At 43.7% G+C, this 15,547-nt stretch carries 13 protein-coding genes and 1 pseudogene; 6 read left to right on the top strand and 8 right to left on the bottom strand.

Features of this window, described 5'->3' with window-relative positions; all coding sequences use genetic code 11:
• Positions 1-19 precede the first annotated feature (19 nt).
• Positions 20-838 carry a rhomboid family intramembrane serine protease gene (locus NI470_RS07045; RefSeq protein WP_253148034.1) on the bottom strand — a complete coding sequence of 273 codons (819 nt, stop codon included), beginning with the start codon at positions 836-838 and terminating at the stop codon, positions 20-22.
• A 77-nt stretch (positions 839-915) separates the two neighbouring features.
• Between NI470_RS07045 and mtgA the strand changes: the two genes are divergently transcribed.
• Together mtgA and ppk1 are read left to right on the top strand one after the other, a co-directional pair.
• Positions 916-1,590, top strand: coding sequence for a monofunctional biosynthetic peptidoglycan transglycosylase (gene mtgA / locus NI470_RS07040; protein WP_004279409.1), 675 nt, complete (start codon positions 916-918; stop codon positions 1,588-1,590).
• A gap of 111 nt (positions 1,591-1,701) precedes the next feature.
• Complete coding sequence (ppk1, locus tag NI470_RS07035; RefSeq protein WP_180180353.1) at positions 1,702-3,783, top strand: polyphosphate kinase 1; 2,082 nt, start codon at positions 1,702-1,704, stop codon at positions 3,781-3,783.
• A 39-nt stretch (positions 3,784-3,822) separates the two neighbouring features.
• On the opposite strand, the pseudogene NI470_RS15835 reads toward ppk1, so the two are convergent.
• The 5 genes and pseudogenes from NI470_RS15835 to rubA all read right to left on the bottom strand — a co-directional run bounded on the left by NI470_RS15835 (position 3,823) and on the right by rubA (position 7,970).
• Positions 3,823-4,434: pseudogene (locus tag NI470_RS15835) on the bottom strand (response regulator transcription factor).
• A 183-nt stretch (positions 4,435-4,617) separates the two neighbouring features.
• On the bottom strand, positions 4,618-5,526 hold the full coding sequence (gene oxyR, locus NI470_RS07025) for a LysR family transcriptional regulator OxyR (protein WP_004279412.1): 909 nt from the start codon (positions 5,524-5,526) through the stop codon (positions 4,618-4,620).
• A 13-nt stretch (positions 5,527-5,539) separates the two neighbouring features.
• Entirely contained in the window at positions 5,540-6,478 is a 939-nt protein-coding gene (gene estB, locus NI470_RS07020) for an esterase EstB (RefSeq protein WP_004646272.1), read from the bottom strand.
• A gap of 57 nt (positions 6,479-6,535) precedes the next feature.
• The gene (gene rubB / locus NI470_RS07015) at positions 6,536-7,714 is read right to left on the bottom strand and encodes a rubredoxin reductase RubB (protein ID WP_034438229.1); all 1,179 of its coding nucleotides are present in this window, start codon (positions 7,712-7,714) and stop codon (positions 6,536-6,538) included.
• Positions 7,715-7,805: 91 nt separating this feature from the next.
• Positions 7,806-7,970 (bottom strand): rubredoxin RubA, encoded by a 165-nt coding sequence (rubA, locus tag NI470_RS07010; RefSeq protein ID WP_004279415.1) that lies wholly within the window; start codon positions 7,968-7,970, stop codon positions 7,806-7,808.
• A gap of 487 nt (positions 7,971-8,457) precedes the next feature.
• On the opposite strand from rubA, the gene NI470_RS07005 reads away from it, so the two are divergent.
• A complete protein-coding gene (locus NI470_RS07005; RefSeq protein ID WP_044111616.1) occupies positions 8,458-9,000 on the top strand; it encodes an adenine phosphoribosyltransferase in 543 nt (180 codons plus the stop codon).
• 40 nt (positions 9,001-9,040) lie between these two features.
• Here the strand turns inward: NI470_RS07005 and NI470_RS07000 are convergent, their stop codons facing one another.
• Positions 9,041-9,535: a YqiA/YcfP family alpha/beta fold hydrolase gene (locus tag NI470_RS07000; RefSeq protein WP_253148031.1), complete on the bottom strand. Its 495-nt coding sequence runs from the start codon at positions 9,533-9,535 to the stop codon at positions 9,041-9,043.
• A 389-nt stretch (positions 9,536-9,924) separates the two neighbouring features.
• On the opposite strand from NI470_RS07000, the gene lysS reads away from it, so the two are divergent.
• Positions 9,925-11,454, top strand: coding sequence for a lysine--tRNA ligase (lysS, locus tag NI470_RS06995; RefSeq protein WP_071850582.1), 1,530 nt, complete (start codon positions 9,925-9,927; stop codon positions 11,452-11,454).
• 149 nt (positions 11,455-11,603) lie between these two features.
• Positions 11,604-13,055, top strand: a complete 1,452-nt coding sequence (locus NI470_RS06990; RefSeq protein WP_253148030.1) for a capsule assembly Wzi family protein — start codon at positions 11,604-11,606, stop codon at positions 13,053-13,055.
• 345 nt (positions 13,056-13,400) lie between these two features.
• Here the strand turns inward: NI470_RS06990 and trpS are convergent, their stop codons facing one another.
• Entirely contained in the window at positions 13,401-14,414 is a 1,014-nt protein-coding gene (trpS, locus tag NI470_RS06985) for a tryptophan--tRNA ligase (protein ID WP_004279419.1), read from the bottom strand.
• A 189-nt stretch (positions 14,415-14,603) separates the two neighbouring features.
• Between trpS and NI470_RS06980 the strand changes: the two genes are divergently transcribed.
• A complete protein-coding gene (locus tag NI470_RS06980) occupies positions 14,604-15,530 on the top strand; it encodes a DUF808 domain-containing protein (protein ID WP_004646278.1) in 927 nt (308 codons plus the stop codon).
• Positions 15,531-15,547 lie beyond the last annotated feature (17 nt).

Below are 15,547 nucleotides of genomic sequence, written 5' to 3'. Positions count from 1 at the left end.
TTTTTAAACTGGCTGAGAGTTAAAGTTGTAGTTGCTGTTGCATCATTTCCAGAATCTCTTGCCACAGTGGGCGAATGGGTTCAATCAAGGCCAAGTTATGTTGATAAAGCAGCACACAAACGCCGAAACCAATCAGCAAGGCAATCAGATTGAACAGGTGACTACGCTGCATTTTTTGACCGATGTACCATAACAAGGTGAGAAAAGCCCCCATCAGCATGCCGCCAATATGTGCGGCATTGTTGATTCCGCTGATCATAAAGCCCAGCGCGAGGTTTAGACCCATCACCATCACCAGGGTTTTTTTATCCAGGATAAAACGTTGCTGTGGCAGCATCGGCAATAAGGCCAGCACCGTCAGTGAAGCCCCGAGTCCCATTACGGCACCGGATGCGCCGGCACTGACTGCAGGCAATAAATCGGGATTGGCCACACCGCCTTCAATCAGGTTATAGCTGTCTTGAATATTCATATAGCCACTGAGCAGGCTGCCCATTAATCCGGCACACACATACAGGCCAATAAAATACATCCGGCCAAACAGTTGTTCGGCAACACTACCAAAAATATACAAGGCCCACATATTCAACATCAGGTGAATCAGGCCAAAATGAAAAAACATGCTGCTAAACAAGCGCATGGGTTCCGCTAAATAGGTTAAAGGTGCATAATCGGCACCCCAGAGAATAGCGTCTCGGGTACTCGGCTGGCTAACATCCATGCCATGCATGGCTTGCCAGCCAAATAATCCAACATTGATCCCGATTAAAATGGCGGTGATCCACCAGAGATGCATTTCAAGTTTGCGATGTTCGACAGGGGGAGAGTATTCAGACATGCTATTTTTTTGCTGTGATTGTATATTTCGAATAAGCTTAACACGAAAAATTAAATTTTCAGGAGTAACGCACTGACATGAAAGCCTTTCTGATCCGCACGATGCTCGTCATCGTCAGTGTGATTCTGCTGGTTCAATTGTGGATCTTTGCCAGTCTGGCCTGGTGGCGAACCAATCCGGTGAACACCACCATGATGATGCGGATTGATTACTGGACAGAACCTTCCAAAGCGATTCAGCATCAGTGGCGTCCCTATGACGAAATCAGCCTGAATCTGAAACGTGCCATCGTCACTGCGGAAGATGGAAAATTTATTCATCACCATGGTTTTGACTGGGACGGAATTCAAACTGCGCTGAATAAAAACAGAAATCAGGGCCGTGTAGTGGCCGGTGGTTCGACAATCTCCCAGCAATTGGCGAAAAACCTGTTCCTCGTCAACAAGCGTTCATTTGTGCGTAAAGGTCAGGAGGCGGTCGCGACCTGGATGATGGAACGCATGTGGTCGAAAGAACGGATTCTGGAAGTCTATTTAAACTCGATCGAGTTCGGAGACAATATTTACGGCGTTGAAGCGGCGGCCAAACATTATTTTGGTAAAACCGCGCAAAGCCTGACCCGGGATCAGGCCATCTTTCTGGCTGCCATTTTGACCAATCCGAAATATTTCCAGGATCATCGCAATTCCTCTGCATTAAATGCTCGTAAGCGGATGATTCAGCGCTATATGCGTTATGCAGAATTACCTTAATTGATGATTTGAAGAGAAAGCCCAATTATTTGGGCTTTTTTTATGAAATTGTCATCAATTTGAAGCATACTTGGAGGGATAAGCACAATTTTAAATCCGCATAGGTTTGATATGAATACGGCAGCCAGCACAACTTCAGCACAGCCCGAATATACATATAATGATCGTTATATTAATCGCGAACTGTCTATCCTAGACTTCCATTTACGTGTCCTGGAACAGGCTGTCGATCCTTTACATCCATTGCTCGAACGCATGAATTTCCTGTTGATTTTCTCGCGTAATCTGGACGAGTTTTTTGAAATCCGGGTTGCTGGGATGATGGAACAGCTGGATCTGGATAATGAAAGCCGCAGTCCGGATGGCTTGACTCCAAAGCAGGTTTTAGAACAGATTTCTAAAACGGCACATGCCGCCATTGAACGTCAATACCGTATTTTAAATGAAGAAATTTTGCCAAAACTGCGTGAGGAAGATATTTGCTTCTTGCGCCGTGGTGAATTGACCCCAGCTCAATCTGCCTGGGTGAAAAAATATTTTCAGGAGCAGGTGGCTCCCGTCCTCACGCCGATCAGCCTAGACCCAGCGCATCCATTCCCGCGGCTGGTGAATAAATCACTGAACTTTATTGTCACGCTGGAAGGGAAAGATGCTTTTGGCCGTCAGATTGATCTGGCTGTGGTACCTGCACCGCGTTCTCTGCCACGCGTGGTACGTTTACCGGATGAACTGACCGATGGAAAAGAACATCATGTAATGCTGTCGGCGATTATTCATGAGCATGTTTCTGACCTGTTCCCGGGGATGACAGCGACTGGCTGTTATCAGTTCCGTGTCACCCGAAATGCCGATTTGGCCTTGAATGAAGATGTGGAAGATCTGGCCAAGGCACTCAAAGGTGAACTCAGTTCACGCCGGTTTGGTCGTGCGGTACGTCTGGAAGTAACGGAAAACTGCCCACAGCATATTTATGAATATCTGCTGAATGAATTTGATCTGGACGACGAGCAGCTTTATAAAGTTGCTGGCCCGGTCAATCTGGCACGTTTACTATCTAATTTTAAACGTCCGCATTTACGTTATGACTCGCATACTCCCATCATTCCTAAAGTACTGAAAAAATCTGAAAATATTTTTAGTGCGATGCAGAAACAGGATATTTTGCTACATCATCCCTTTGAATCTTTTGCGCCGGTCATTTCATTATTACGTGAAGCGGCACGCGATCCACAAGTACTGGCGATCAAGCAGACCTTGTACCGTAGTGGACCAGATTCTGAAATTGTCCAAGTGTTGGCAGAGGCTGCCCGCAATGGCAAGGAAGTGACCGCGGTCATTGAATTACGTGCGCGTTTTGATGAAGAATCCAATATTGCGGTGGCCAATGTCCTCCAAGAAGCGGGTGCGGTCGTGGTCTACGGCATTGTCGGTTACAAGACTCACGCCAAGATGATTCTGGTGGTGCGCCGGGAAAATAACAAACTGGTGCGCTATGTGCATCTGGGCACCGGTAATTATCATGCCGGCAATGCGCGAATCTATACCGATTACGGCCTGTTAACGACGGATAAAGATCTGTGTGAAGATGTGCATCGTATTTTCCAGGAATTGACCGGTATGGGGAAAATGGCCAAGCTGAAAAAGCTGCTACATGCGCCATTTACCTTGCATGCCCAGTTACTTAACTATATCGATAATGAAATTGCCTATGCTCAAGCAGGGAAACCGGCGCAGATTATTGTCAAAGTCAATGCACTGACCGAAATGCAATTGATTAACAAACTCTATGAGGCTTCTCAGGCCGGGGTACAGATTGACCTGATTATCCGCTCAATTTGCAGTTTGCGTCCGGGGTTGCCGGGTCTGTCGGAAAATATCCGGGTGCGTTCAATTGTCGGGCGTTTCCTGGAACATACCCGCGTATATTATTTCAGCAATAATGGCAATTCACGTATTTACTGTTCAAGTGCAGACTGGATGGATCGTAACCTGTTTAATCGGGTCGAGGCCTGTTTCCCGGTCGAAGATGAAGCCTTGAAAAAACGCATCTATCAACAAGGTCTGTTGAATTACTTGAAAGACAATCAGCAATCCTGGTTATTGCAAGGTGATGGTACTTGGCTGCGGGCACAGCCCAAAGAAGGTGAAAAACCGCATAATGCACAACGTATTCTGTTAGAGCTGTTTAAATAAGTTTAAGTATTTAAAGAGGCTGAATATTCAGCCTCTTTTTTATTTCGAACATACAATTGAACTGTTCAAGCTGAGTCTGAACAGTTTTCGATAGATGTATTTGACCCGGCTATATATCTGATAGTTCTTCATCTGGAGCTGATCTTGTCGTTCGGTTTGCGATTGATGTTGACTCAATACTTTTAATAACTGCAATTCAGCGAAGTTGAGACAGGTTTTGGCAATGGGCTGGTGCAGGATATAGTCTGCCAATTCAGTATTGACTTAAGCTCCACCGCGCAAGACAGTTTTCAGACTTTCAGCAAACTCGGAAAATGAATTCTGATGCTGCATATAGCTATCTGCTCCGGACAATAAAGCAGAATAGATCAGTGCTGTGGAATGAGTATTGAATATGGCAATAACAGGTGTATCTGGGCTTTGCTGTTTCAGCGGACGGATCACACTGATCTCTGAAGTTGTTGCTGCATGATAGAGAATCAGGTTGGGTAGATGTTCAGTAATCATGGATTGTGCAGACAGCATATTGTCCGCATACAGCAGCATATCTGGCTGATAGCCCAGTTGCAGCAGCACGGTCTGGATTTTTGACAGGTCGAGTCCAGTCGGTGAACGAATCACTAAAACTGGTGCAGGCAAAAGGCTAGTCAATTAAACACGATCCTGTGAATGCTGATAGAGAGCTATACTGTGAATCAGGCAGATGCAAATGCCTATCCCAAAGAATAGTGATTTAGCTGAAATGTAGAGATTCTAAGTTTCTAGGCGGACTGGATGCATTCAATTCAAGATATAAAAAAGGAGCAACATGTGCTCCTTTTTATTATCTATAGATCAGGCAGCATCGTGCTGAGTGATTTTCTGGAAAATCTGTAATAGCACATCAAACTCGCTTTGCAGCGGTGTGCTTTTACGGGTTACCAATGCTAGGGTACGACTTGGGGCTGAATCGATCGCTTTTACCTGAATCTCAGGATTGCCTTTAATCATATTGGTATGGATCGCAATTTCAGGCAGCAGGGTAAAGCCCAGATTTGCAGACACCATTTCGATTAAAGTCGGCAGTGAGCTGGCTTTTAAACGGTGATCATTTTTACGCTCACCAATCGGGCAGGCACTCAAGGCATGATCACGCAGGCAATGACCTTCTTCAAGTAACATCAGGCGAGACAGATCCAGATCTTCTAAAGAGTTTGCTTGTGCAGCATGCTGATCAGATTTTTGGTAAACCAGATACAGATTCTCTTTGGCAATTTCAGCAACTTTCAGACCACGGGTGTCGAAAGGCAATGCCAAAGCCACCATATCCAGGTTGCCATGTTCCAGCTTTTCTACAATCTTTTCACTTTGCGCTTCATGCAGATGCAACTGGATTTTTGGTAATTGCTTATGCACTTCATCCAGCAGCTGGGACAATAGGAAAGGTGCAATTGTTGGAATGACGCCGAGATGTAGATCACCGGTTAAAGGTTCACTCATCTCACGACTTAAACGCATTAGGTCCTGAGCATCGGCCAGTAGAACACGTGCGCGTGCAACCACTTGTTCACCAAGAGGCGTTAAACGAACATTCTGGCGGTCGCGTTCAACAAGTACGCCACCGAGTAAACGCTCCAGCTCCATGATGCCGCCAGACAAGGTTGACTGGGTGACAAAGGAGCGGCGAGCAGCTTCTGTAAAGTGTAGCGTCTCTGACAGTGTTACGAGGTATGACAGCTGTCTTAGGGATGGTAATGCAGCCATAGTGTCCTAATGTTTATGATTTAAAATGATCAGCAAATAATTCGCTAAGATATGGAATAAAATGCGGTGGGATATCATGCCCCATTCCATCAATTAATTCAAATTTAGCCCCTGAAATTGCTTTCGCAACGGCCTTGCCATGGCTAGGAGGCAGCAATCGATCTCGAGAACCATGGACCACCAGGGTTTCTTGTTTGATTTGCTTGTCCAGTTGCAGCAATGAGCCTGTACATAATATTGCTAAAAACTGTTGAAGTACACCAGCAGGATAGTAACTTCGCTTATATAATTTACGGGCGGTCTGCACCGCTTCCAGATGATTGACATAACCTGGTGAGCCGATGATCTTAAACAGTTTCAAACTATGATCAACAATGCCATCTTCATCTGTTGAAGCCGGTTTGTCAATCAAACTAAAGAGTTGCTTGGGAAAGGGTGGTGGCAACATCGGCTGGTTATTGCTGGTAAACAGTAAGCCCAGTTTTTTGACTTTGTCCGGATAACGCGCGGCCAGAATCTGGGCAATCATACCGCCCATCGAAGCCCCCAGCACATAGACCTGTTCCAGCTGCATTTTTTCAATTAGCAGACTGACATCTTCAGCCATATCGTAAAGATCATAAGGTGCACCCTGATTACCCAGACCCAGCACAAACCGGCTCATCATTTTCAGAGTATTCAGGCGTGGACCTTTGTGATGAACTTTTGAAGACAGGCCAATATCACGGTTATCAAAACGGATGATGTGATAGCCATTGTCAATCAGTGACTTACAGAAAAAGTCAGGCCAGTACAGCATTTGCCCACCCAGCCCCATAATCAGCAAAATGGTGGGATGTTCCGGATTTCCGCCAACCTCGACATGTAGTTGGATCCCATTGCCTAGATCGACCTTGGTTTCATGCATAAACGAGGTATAAGGGGAAAGATTAAACTGTGCTGCGCTGTACATGGTCGCTGTCCTAATTAAAGGATATTTCGTTTAAAAAATATCCTTGCTATTAAACCTCTAAACCGCAGCCGGAATCAAGTCAGGAACCTGCTTGGTCAAGGTCAGACGCTGTTTGGCTGCAGTGGCGCCCAAAAGCACGAAACCACGTAAGGTGCCGTTAGCATCGAACGCTTTGGCCAGCATGCCATCGTCAAATTCTTCAGTTTCCCAGGTGACATTCACATCAACCGGTGCAGGCAATACCGTTAAAGGTGCAGCAGGCGTTTTAACTGCCACTGGCATAGCCGGATAATGTACAGCAGTATGTTCGCCATTTAAGGTTTTTGCCAAAGCGCGGGCTTGTTGCATGATCGGCATGACATAAGGCAATAAGGTGCCATTGACCTCGGCACAGTCGCCCACCGCATAGATATCAGCCTGGTTGGTTTCCAGTTGTGCAGTGGTTAACACTCCGCGACTGGTATGTACGTCTGCCTGTTTCGCCAAAGAAATATTTGGCTGTAAGCCCACCGCAGACAACACCACATCAGCGACCAAAGACTGACCGTTGGCCAGCGTGACCAGATAATCACCATTGTCCGCACAAGAGACTTTTTCGACTGTTGTGCCCAAGACAAAGTGAATGCCGGTTTCTTCAAGATTCTTCTGGAATGCAGTAGCAACATGTTCTGGCAATAAGCGGCCAAGTGGCTGAGGGGCTAAATCAATGACTGTAACCTGATGATCGGTATTTTGTAGGTCGTTGGCAAATTCACAGCCAATCAGGCCTGCACCTAAAATTACTACACGTTTGTCTTCACGTGCTGCCAGATTGTTACGGAAAGCTTTATAGTCACTCAAATTGTTGACGACATGAATGTCATCGCTAGCATCACCGGCAATCGCCAGACGTACTGGATTGGCACCGATGGCTAATACCAGTTTGCTATAATGTTGCGTACTTTCCTGACCATCTTTTTCCAGAACCAGCTGATGATCTTCCGGATGAATGGCTTTGACCCAGGTATGCTGTTCAATGCGCATATTCAGCTGTGCTGACATTTTAGCCGCATCGCCTAGTGGAATTTGTTCAGGCGCTTTATTGCCAGCCAAAGCATTGGAGAGCGTCGGTTTGGCATAATTGACCGCATCATCCGCACAGATCATCAGCAATTCATGTTCTGGATTAAGTTTACGAAATTCACGTGCTACGGCATAACCCGCCATACCTGAACCAATAATGACGATAGGATGCATAGTTGTTTCCATATGGTAGAGCTCCATGCTGTATAAATGATTGAAAGGCATAAAAAAAGACCATATGGATATAGCCTTTAACTGGACGTGATTAGACTTCGATCATTTCGAAATCGACTTTAGACACGCCGCAATCTGGACAGGTCCAGTCATCGGGGATATCTTCCCATTTGGTGCCTGCCACGATCCCGTCTTGAGGCCAACCTTCTGCCTCGTCATAAATCCATCCACATACGATGCATTGAAACTTTCTCATGTAACTCTCCAAAACTGAGCAACTGTAGGCGTCAGCTTAAAATCCATAAAAGGCAAGACTCTAAAAGAATATGACTTTTTAACAGTGAACATATTTGGCTAAATTTTTACGCAGTTCTATTCAGAAAGTAAAGTGAATAAAAGCTTAATCAGCGAAATTAGCAGCAGAATAGACGACACATTCCTCATTTATCAGAAAATCACGCCAATCAGCTTTTCTAGCGCAGACGGTTAAAGAATAAAAAGCTGACAATGGCAAAAATGAGCGTTTATCTTGTGGGATAGACCAAAGTCGAGCAGTTAAAACTTGAGTTTTTAGGTAATTTAAAATTAGTGAAGTCTGGATTAAATTTTTTTAAAATAAATCAATATAATAAAATCAATATCTTATAATTAAATTCCGAGTTTTTATTAGGCAGCTTGGCTTGTCCGTTCTATTCAAATAGGTTTAAAATTCCCATATTCCTTTTCTTTTTTTAAGATCTCCCATGAGCAATTTGTCTACTTCTTTGTGGTCTCACATTCGTACGGTCCAAGATTTTCCAAAACCAGGAATTTGCTTCTTTGATTTGACCCCACTTTTCATGAGCAATATTGGTCCATTGACTGACGCTTTGATTGCCAGTATTCCTGCTGACAAACTGGCAGAAGTAGAAAGCTTTATTGCGGTTGAAGCGCGTGGTTTTGTGTTGGCAAGCTTGTTGGCACAACGTACAGGCAAAGGCTTATTGTTGGTGCGTAAAGCAGGTAAATTGCCACCTCCAGTGGTCGGTGTGGGTTATAGCCTGGAATATGGTCTGGATCGTTTAGAAATGTCTGCGGAAGTTCAGTCCCAGAAAGTAATTATTGTGGATGATGTTCTGGCAACTGGTGGAACCTTAAAAGCTGTAAATGAACTGGCTCAAAAATGTCAACATGAAGTACTTGGCGCAAGTATCTTCCTTGATCTTCCTGACCTGCATGCTGAATTAGGCCTGGATATCTGGTCAGTGCTGGATGACAAATCTCAGCCTGAAGCGGCAGTTGCTTAAGTTATACATTTAAAAAAAGCCCCAAAATTGTGGGGCTTTTTTATTGCCTGATAAAATGATCTTCGATTTCCTGAATCAGTGTATTAATTTGCTCAGGATGTTCCAGACGATGATGGCCGCCATCAACTGCCTGAATTTGCATATAGTCTTCAAGTTGTATCTGAACCGCATGCATATCCAGAATTTCATCGCCCAGCTCCAGATAGGCAAACTGAGGAATATCATGCTGTAAATCGTGATGCCCAATCGGCGGATAATCATCGCGGAAGTTAGGCTGCAAAATGGGATTGGCCACTACACATGGAATTTGATACGCTTGTGACATTTTCAGTGCCCAATAACCGCCAAGACTGTGGCCGACCAGAATATCCGGTTTGATGGTTTCAATCATCTCATGATAAAACTCGGTGACCGAACTATAACTCAGATTTCGATAATCGACATCGATACAGTATTTATGTACCACATCAATGGCATGGAACTTGGTGGATTCTCTGGAGGAATCTAAGCCATGTAAAAACAAAATCTTAGACATAGTTCATTACTCATTTTTATGGGACATGCCATATTGGTTATTTGTTGATTGGCACATCATCTTCAATCTGAGCGTCATTGTAGAACGTCTGGGTGTACAAGGCAGTTAGCTATTGGTCTAAGCCACAGTTTTGCAGTGCAATGATTTTATATAAGACCTGTCTGTTTTAGACTTTAATCCCAACTGAGAGCAGCTGGGTGCTGCAATAAGGTTGAAGAAAGGGAATTTAAAAGAGTGACAGACGGACAGAACCGAATGGTGTAAATAGCAAAATAGTGGATTTTTCCAAAGAAAAGCCGGTTCCTGAGAGTGTTTACGCTACGATTTGAGAAGGATTTCTGCTATTCTATGCAACTTCTATTTTTTAACTAATCTTATTCGAGGCAGAGATGACGCAAACTAACGCTCAATCGACTTCTGAACAAATCATTTCCGAAAACGATTTAATTGCACAGCGTCATGCCAAGTTAAAGCAAATCGAAGCTCAGGCACAAGAAACAGGTAAGAGCCCATGGCCGAATACCTTTAAGCGTGAGCATTATGCCCAAGATTTACAAGACCAGTTCGCTGATAAATCTAAAGAAGAAATTGAAGCAGGCGAAAAGGTCTACGTCAAAGTTGCCGGTCGAGTGATGTTGAACCGTGGTTCATTTATTGTGATCCAGGACATGACAGGTCGTATCCAGCTATATGTAGCGCGTAAAGAACTCGCTGAAGATGTCCTGGCTACCATTAAAGGTCTGGACCTTGGCGATATCATCGCAGTCGAAGGTTATATCGGTCGTTCAGGTAAAGGCGATTTGTATGTACACATCGAACATTTTGAATTACTGACCAAATCATTACGTCCGCTTCCAGACAAGTTCCATGGTTTGAACGATACTGAAGTAAAGTATCGTAAACGTTATCTTGATCTGATCGTTAACGAAGAAACACGTAAAACTTTTGAAATTCGTGCCAAAGTTGTGGCGGGTATCCGTGCCTTCCTGACTGAAAAGCGCTATATGGAAGTTGAAACGCCAATGATGCATGTGATTCCAGGCGGTGCATCGGCACGTCCTTTCGAAACACATCATAATGCACTGGACATGTCGCTGTTCTTGCGTATTGCGCCAGAGCTTTACTTAAAGCGTTTGGTGGTCGGCGGTTTTGAACGTGTGTTTGAAATTAACCGTAACTTCCGTAACGAAGGTGTTTCTACCCGTCACAACCCTGAATTCACCATGATCGAATTCTACCAGGCGTATGCAGATTACAAAGACTTGATGGAATTGACCGAGCAAATGCTGGAGCGTCTGGCGATTGATATCTTGGGTACGACTGACGTGCCTTATGGCGATGAAGTATATAGCTTCAAAGGGCCATTCAAGAAAATTTCAATGTTCGATGCGATTCTGGAAAATAACCCGCAATTTACTCCTGAAAATGTCAATGACCGTGAGTTCCTGGCAAAATTCCTTCAGGAAGAATTGAAAGAGCAAGTGAAACCAGGTTTTGGTCTGGGCAAACTGCAAACCATGGTATTTGAAGAAACCGTAGAAACCAAATTGCGTCAGCCGACGTTCATTACTGAATATCCAGCGGAAACTTCTCCATTGGCACGCCGTAATGATCACAATCCACACATTACCGACCGTTTTGAATTCTTCATCGGTGGCCGTGAGTTGGCAAATGGCTTCTCGGAATTAAATGATCCAATCGATCAGGCTGAACGATTCCAGGCACAGGTTGCTGAAAAAGATGCTGGTGATGATGAAGCGATGCATTACGATGCAGACTTTGTCGAAGCACTAGAATACGGTCTTCCTCCAACAGCAGGTGAGGGTATTGGTATTGACCGTCTGGTAATGATCTTTGCCAATGCAGCGAGTATCCGCGATGTGATCTTGTTCCCGCATATGCGTCATAAAAATGCTTAAATGCTGAATTCAAAATAGCCCACCATTGTGTGGGTTATTTTTTGTCGATACATCTGAAAGCTTGAGTAAAAAACAACAGTTTAATCGTTGAAAATTAACATAGGAACGATTAAGGTGAAGCAGAAAATAAACTTGAGAATATTCATCCCATGTTGCTAAAAAAAACATTATTGAGTGTGTTACTGACTACGCTTGCTCTTCCTGCTTTTGCTCAAGGTCTGGTTCTAAATGATGCAAATTTGCGTGCTGACCTGAACTGGTTAAACCAGCAAGGGGTTATTCAAATCAGTACCTCAACCTGGCCACTGAGTGGGGATGAAATTCAACGAGCCTTATCAAATGCGCAGATCAGCAATACTGTACAGCAGCGTGTAATCGATTCGGTTCTGGCTAAACTAAAGGCAGATAATCAACAGCTAAAATTGGGTGTATTTGCAGAAACCGATCAAAAAAATATTCCACAGGCTTTCGGGGATCAGCAAAAAGCACAATATCACGCAGCTTTAGAGTTTAATGCTGGCAGTACAAACTGGGATGCCAAAATCAGGGTGAATGCTGAAAAAGATCCACAAATTGATAATGATCAAGATGTAAATCTTGAAGGTTCTTATCTGGCGGGGAAACTTTGGAATCAATGGTTGATTGCTGGGCAGATTCCAACTTATTGGGGGCCAGGCCATGATGGCAGCTTAATTCGTGGTGATGCCAGCCGTCCAGTCTATGGCTTTACAGTTCAACGTGCAGAACAGACAGCATTTGAAAATAAATGGTTATCTTGGATTGGCCCGTGGCAGTATCAGGCTTTTGCGGGTCAACTCGATGACTATAGCGCAGTTCCAGACGCCAAATTGATTGGTTTGCGTGTTACAGCACAGCCTTTACCTTATTTAGAGCTTGGTGCCTCGCGTGCGATTCAGTGGGGTGGGGAAGGACGACCTGAAAGTTTAAGTTCGCTGTGGGATGCTTTTGTGGGTAGTAAAGATAATGGGGGTACAGGTGAACCAGACCCATCTAACCAGATTGCCGGCTTCGATGCGCGGTTAAATTTATTTTCTCTTACCCAAATTCCGGTAGGTCTATATGCTCAATATGTAGGAGAGGATGAGGCTGGGGGCTTACCTGCAAAAAAAATGTATTTGGCTGGAATTGACTATTCTTCCACTGTAAAAAATATGCCATATCAGCTCTACACAGAATGGGCAGATACGCGGACTAATGGCAAGGTTCAAGGCATTTCCTACAACCATACGAATTATACAGACGGTTTTTATCAGCATGGTTATCCTCTAGCACATGCTTTAGGTGGCGATGCGCAGATGATTTCCGTGGGTGGAGATATTCGTATTGATTTTATGAACCGCTTATCAGGGCGTATACTTTTTGCTGATGTGAATCAATCAGAATTTGCCGCTGTTAATAATGCTGCTTTTGCTTTTAATGATGAGATTAAAGCACTGGATTTGACCTGGTCACATTATATACGTCCAGAAATGCCGCTTAAAATTAATGCATGGGTCGGTGATTCAAAGGTAAATGGTCGAGATAGCGGAGTTTCTTTAGGTATCGAAATACCATTAGAAAAAGGCTTGTTCAGTTATTAATTCTTAGCCATGATTAAATCCTGCTTAAACGCAGGATTTTTTTATCATTTTAAAAAACTATAAGCAAAAAAAACGCAATGATTGGGGTTGTCATTGCGTAGAAAAAGGAATGTTTTTTCAAACTATTTCAAAATTAACTGTGGAGAGAGTTAAATCTGATTCCTTACTGAATATGACCATAATAGGACGCATTCTCATATGACTCATCAGTATTCATGTTAATACATGTTAAATAAGGTTAAAACTATGAAGATTATGTGGGGATATTTGCATCATTTTTGCGCAATTTTAGCTTAAATAAAAAAGCTCTTCATCAGAAGAGCTTTTAAGAGCAATTTTTTCTAATTAAAAATGGAATACGCCGAGGCCAGATTTAACTTCATCCAGTGTCGCCTGGGTAATATCGCGACATTTATCCGTACCAGTTTTTAGAATATCCATGATGTAATCCGGATCTTTAGCCAGTTCAATACGACGCTCACGAATTGGACCGATCAATTCTTTTAAAATGCTTTCCAGACGTTTTTTCACTGTACCATCGCCTAAACCACCACGACGATAATGGGCTTTAAGTTCTTCCAGCTCTTCTTTATTTGGATCGAAGGCATCTAGATAGGTGAATACCACGTTGCCTTCGACCTGACCTGGATCTTCAATACGTAAGTGATTCGGATCGGTATACATGGCATTGACGGCTTTCTTAATATCTTTATCTGTTGCATCTAGCACAATGGTATTGCCCAAAGATTTCGACATTTTTGCTTTACCATCAAAACCAGGTAGGCGACCAACATTGGAAAGAAGTGCCTTACATTCTGGTAGCAGGTCATGACCAATTTGACGGTTTAAACGACGCACGATTTCGTTGGTCTGTTCGATCATTGGAATTTGATCTTCACCCACAGGAACAACCGTTGCCTTAAATGCTGTAATGTCAGCAGCTTGAGCAACCGGGTAGCACAAGAAGCCGGCTGGAATATCACGCTCAAAACCACGCATCTGGATTTCAGATTTAATGGTCGGGTTACGCTCAAGACGTGAAACAGTCACAAAGTTGAGATATAGCATGGTCAGTTCATTTAAGGCAGGTAAGCATGACTGAACACAAATTGTGGTTTTAGTTGGATCAATACCGACAGCCAGATAATCCGTCGCCACTTCAATAATGTTACGACGTACTTTTTCAAAATTGTCCGCATTATCAGTTAGGGCTTGAGCATCGGCGAGTAACAAGTGTTGATGGTGAGAATCTTGCAGACCTACACGAGAGCGTAATGAACCCACAAAGTGGCCGAGGTGGAGTTGTCCGGTAGGACGGTCGCCCGTCAAGATCACTGGACGATTATCTTGATTACTCATTATCTATTCCAAAGGGTAGTCAGTACTACAGCTGTATTTTAACGAATGGCAACATTGTACGGCATTCTGTTTTTGATTGTCAGCCAGAAAAAAAGCTGTCGTAAAAAAATCTTATAAATTAAACAAGTGAATACAATATTTTTAAGAATTTTGATTAAACTATCTGGAAAGAAGATAAGGATAATAAGTATGGCGAGCAGTTTATTACTATTATTAGATGATATTGCTACTGTTCTGGATGATGTCGCTGTCATGAGCAAAATGGCAGCAAAAAAAACAGCAGGCGTCCTTGGTGATGATCTGGCTTTAAATGCGCAGCAAGTGACAGGTGTGCGGGCTGATCGTGAATTACCGGTGGTCTGGAAAGTTGCCAAAGGTTCTTTTGTTAATAAACTGATTTTGGTGCCGCTGGCATTATTAATCAGCTTTATTGCAGGCTGGCTGATTAATCCCTTGTTGGTGCTGGGTGGTTTGTTCCTATGTTATGAAGGCGTGGAAAAAATTATTCATACCTTGCATACACCGAAGGCCAAGGACGCGGAACAGGCGCGTGAGCAATTGATTCATACAGAAATGGATTTGCACCAGTTTGAAAATGAAAAAGTCAAAGGTGCTATTCGCACTGACTTTATCCTGTCTGCTGAAATTATCGTGATTACTTTGGGAACGGTCGCCGCAGCCTCGATGCTGACCAAAGTGACTGTTTTAAGCCTGATCGCGGTGGTGATGACCATTGGTGTTTATGGTTTTGTTGCGCTGATTGTCAAACTGGATGATATCGGTCTGCATCTGACTGAACAGCAGTCCGATTTTAAACAAAAAATAGGACGTGGCTTGTTGGCATTTGCCCCGATCTTAATGAAAATTCTCTCCATTGTTGGGACCGCTGCGATGTTTCTGGTGGGCGGTGGAATTATTAACCATGCAATTCCTTTTATTCATCACTTTACTGAAGACAGTGTTGCTTATGTGCAGGATATTCCCAGCATTGGCAACATTGTCGGTGCCGTAACACCGACCTTGATTAATTTCGCAGTAGGAATTTTAGCGGGTCTGCTGGTCATGCTGGTCATCAGCCTGATTAAGAAAATCTGGCCTAAATCATCAAAAGCTTAAGGTGTGGAAATATCTGG

This window comes from Acinetobacter lwoffii, assembly GCF_024129115.1.
In the GTDB taxonomy this organism is placed as follows: Bacteria; Pseudomonadota; Gammaproteobacteria; order Pseudomonadales; family Moraxellaceae; genus Acinetobacter; species Acinetobacter lwoffii_T.
Note: the sequence above shows the minus strand (reverse complement) of the source record. Positions and strands in the feature narration are given on the sequence as shown.

Bases quoted from the DNA above. Each gene is read 5' to 3' on its own strand.
- lysS (WP_071850582.1), top strand. From the start codon at position 9,925: ATGACGCAAACTAACGCTCAATCGACTTCTGAACAAATCATTTCCGAA.
- oxyR (WP_004279412.1), bottom strand. From the start codon at position 5,526: ATGGCTGCATTACCATCCCTAAGACAGCTGTCATACCTCGTAACACTG.
- estB (WP_004646272.1), bottom strand. From the start codon at position 6,478: ATGTACAGCGCAGCACAGTTTAATCTTTCCCCTTATACCTCGTTTATG.
- mtgA (WP_004279409.1), top strand. From the start codon at position 916: ATGAAAGCCTTTCTGATCCGCACGATGCTCGTCATCGTCAGTGTGATT.
- NI470_RS07000 (WP_253148031.1), bottom strand. From the start codon at position 9,535: ATGTCTAAGATTTTGTTTTTACATGGCTTAGATTCCTCCAGAGAATCC.
- rubA (WP_004279415.1), bottom strand. From the start codon at position 7,970: ATGAGAAAGTTTCAATGCATCGTATGTGGATGGATTTATGACGAGGCA.
- trpS (WP_004279419.1), bottom strand. From the start codon at position 14,414: ATGAGTAATCAAGATAATCGTCCAGTGATCTTGACGGGCGACCGTCCT.
- ppk1 (WP_180180353.1), top strand. From the start codon at position 1,702: ATGAATACGGCAGCCAGCACAACTTCAGCACAGCCCGAATATACATAT.
- rubB (WP_034438229.1), bottom strand. From the start codon at position 7,714: ATGCATCCTATCGTCATTATTGGTTCAGGTATGGCGGGTTATGCCGTA.
- NI470_RS07045 (WP_253148034.1), bottom strand. From the start codon at position 838: ATGTCTGAATACTCTCCCCCTGTCGAACATCGCAAACTTGAAATGCAT.
- NI470_RS07005 (WP_044111616.1), top strand. From the start codon at position 8,458: ATGAGCAATTTGTCTACTTCTTTGTGGTCTCACATTCGTACGGTCCAA.
- NI470_RS06990 (WP_253148030.1), top strand. From the start codon at position 11,604: ATGTTGCTAAAAAAAACATTATTGAGTGTGTTACTGACTACGCTTGCT.
- NI470_RS06980 (WP_004646278.1), top strand. From the start codon at position 14,604: ATGGCGAGCAGTTTATTACTATTATTAGATGATATTGCTACTGTTCTG.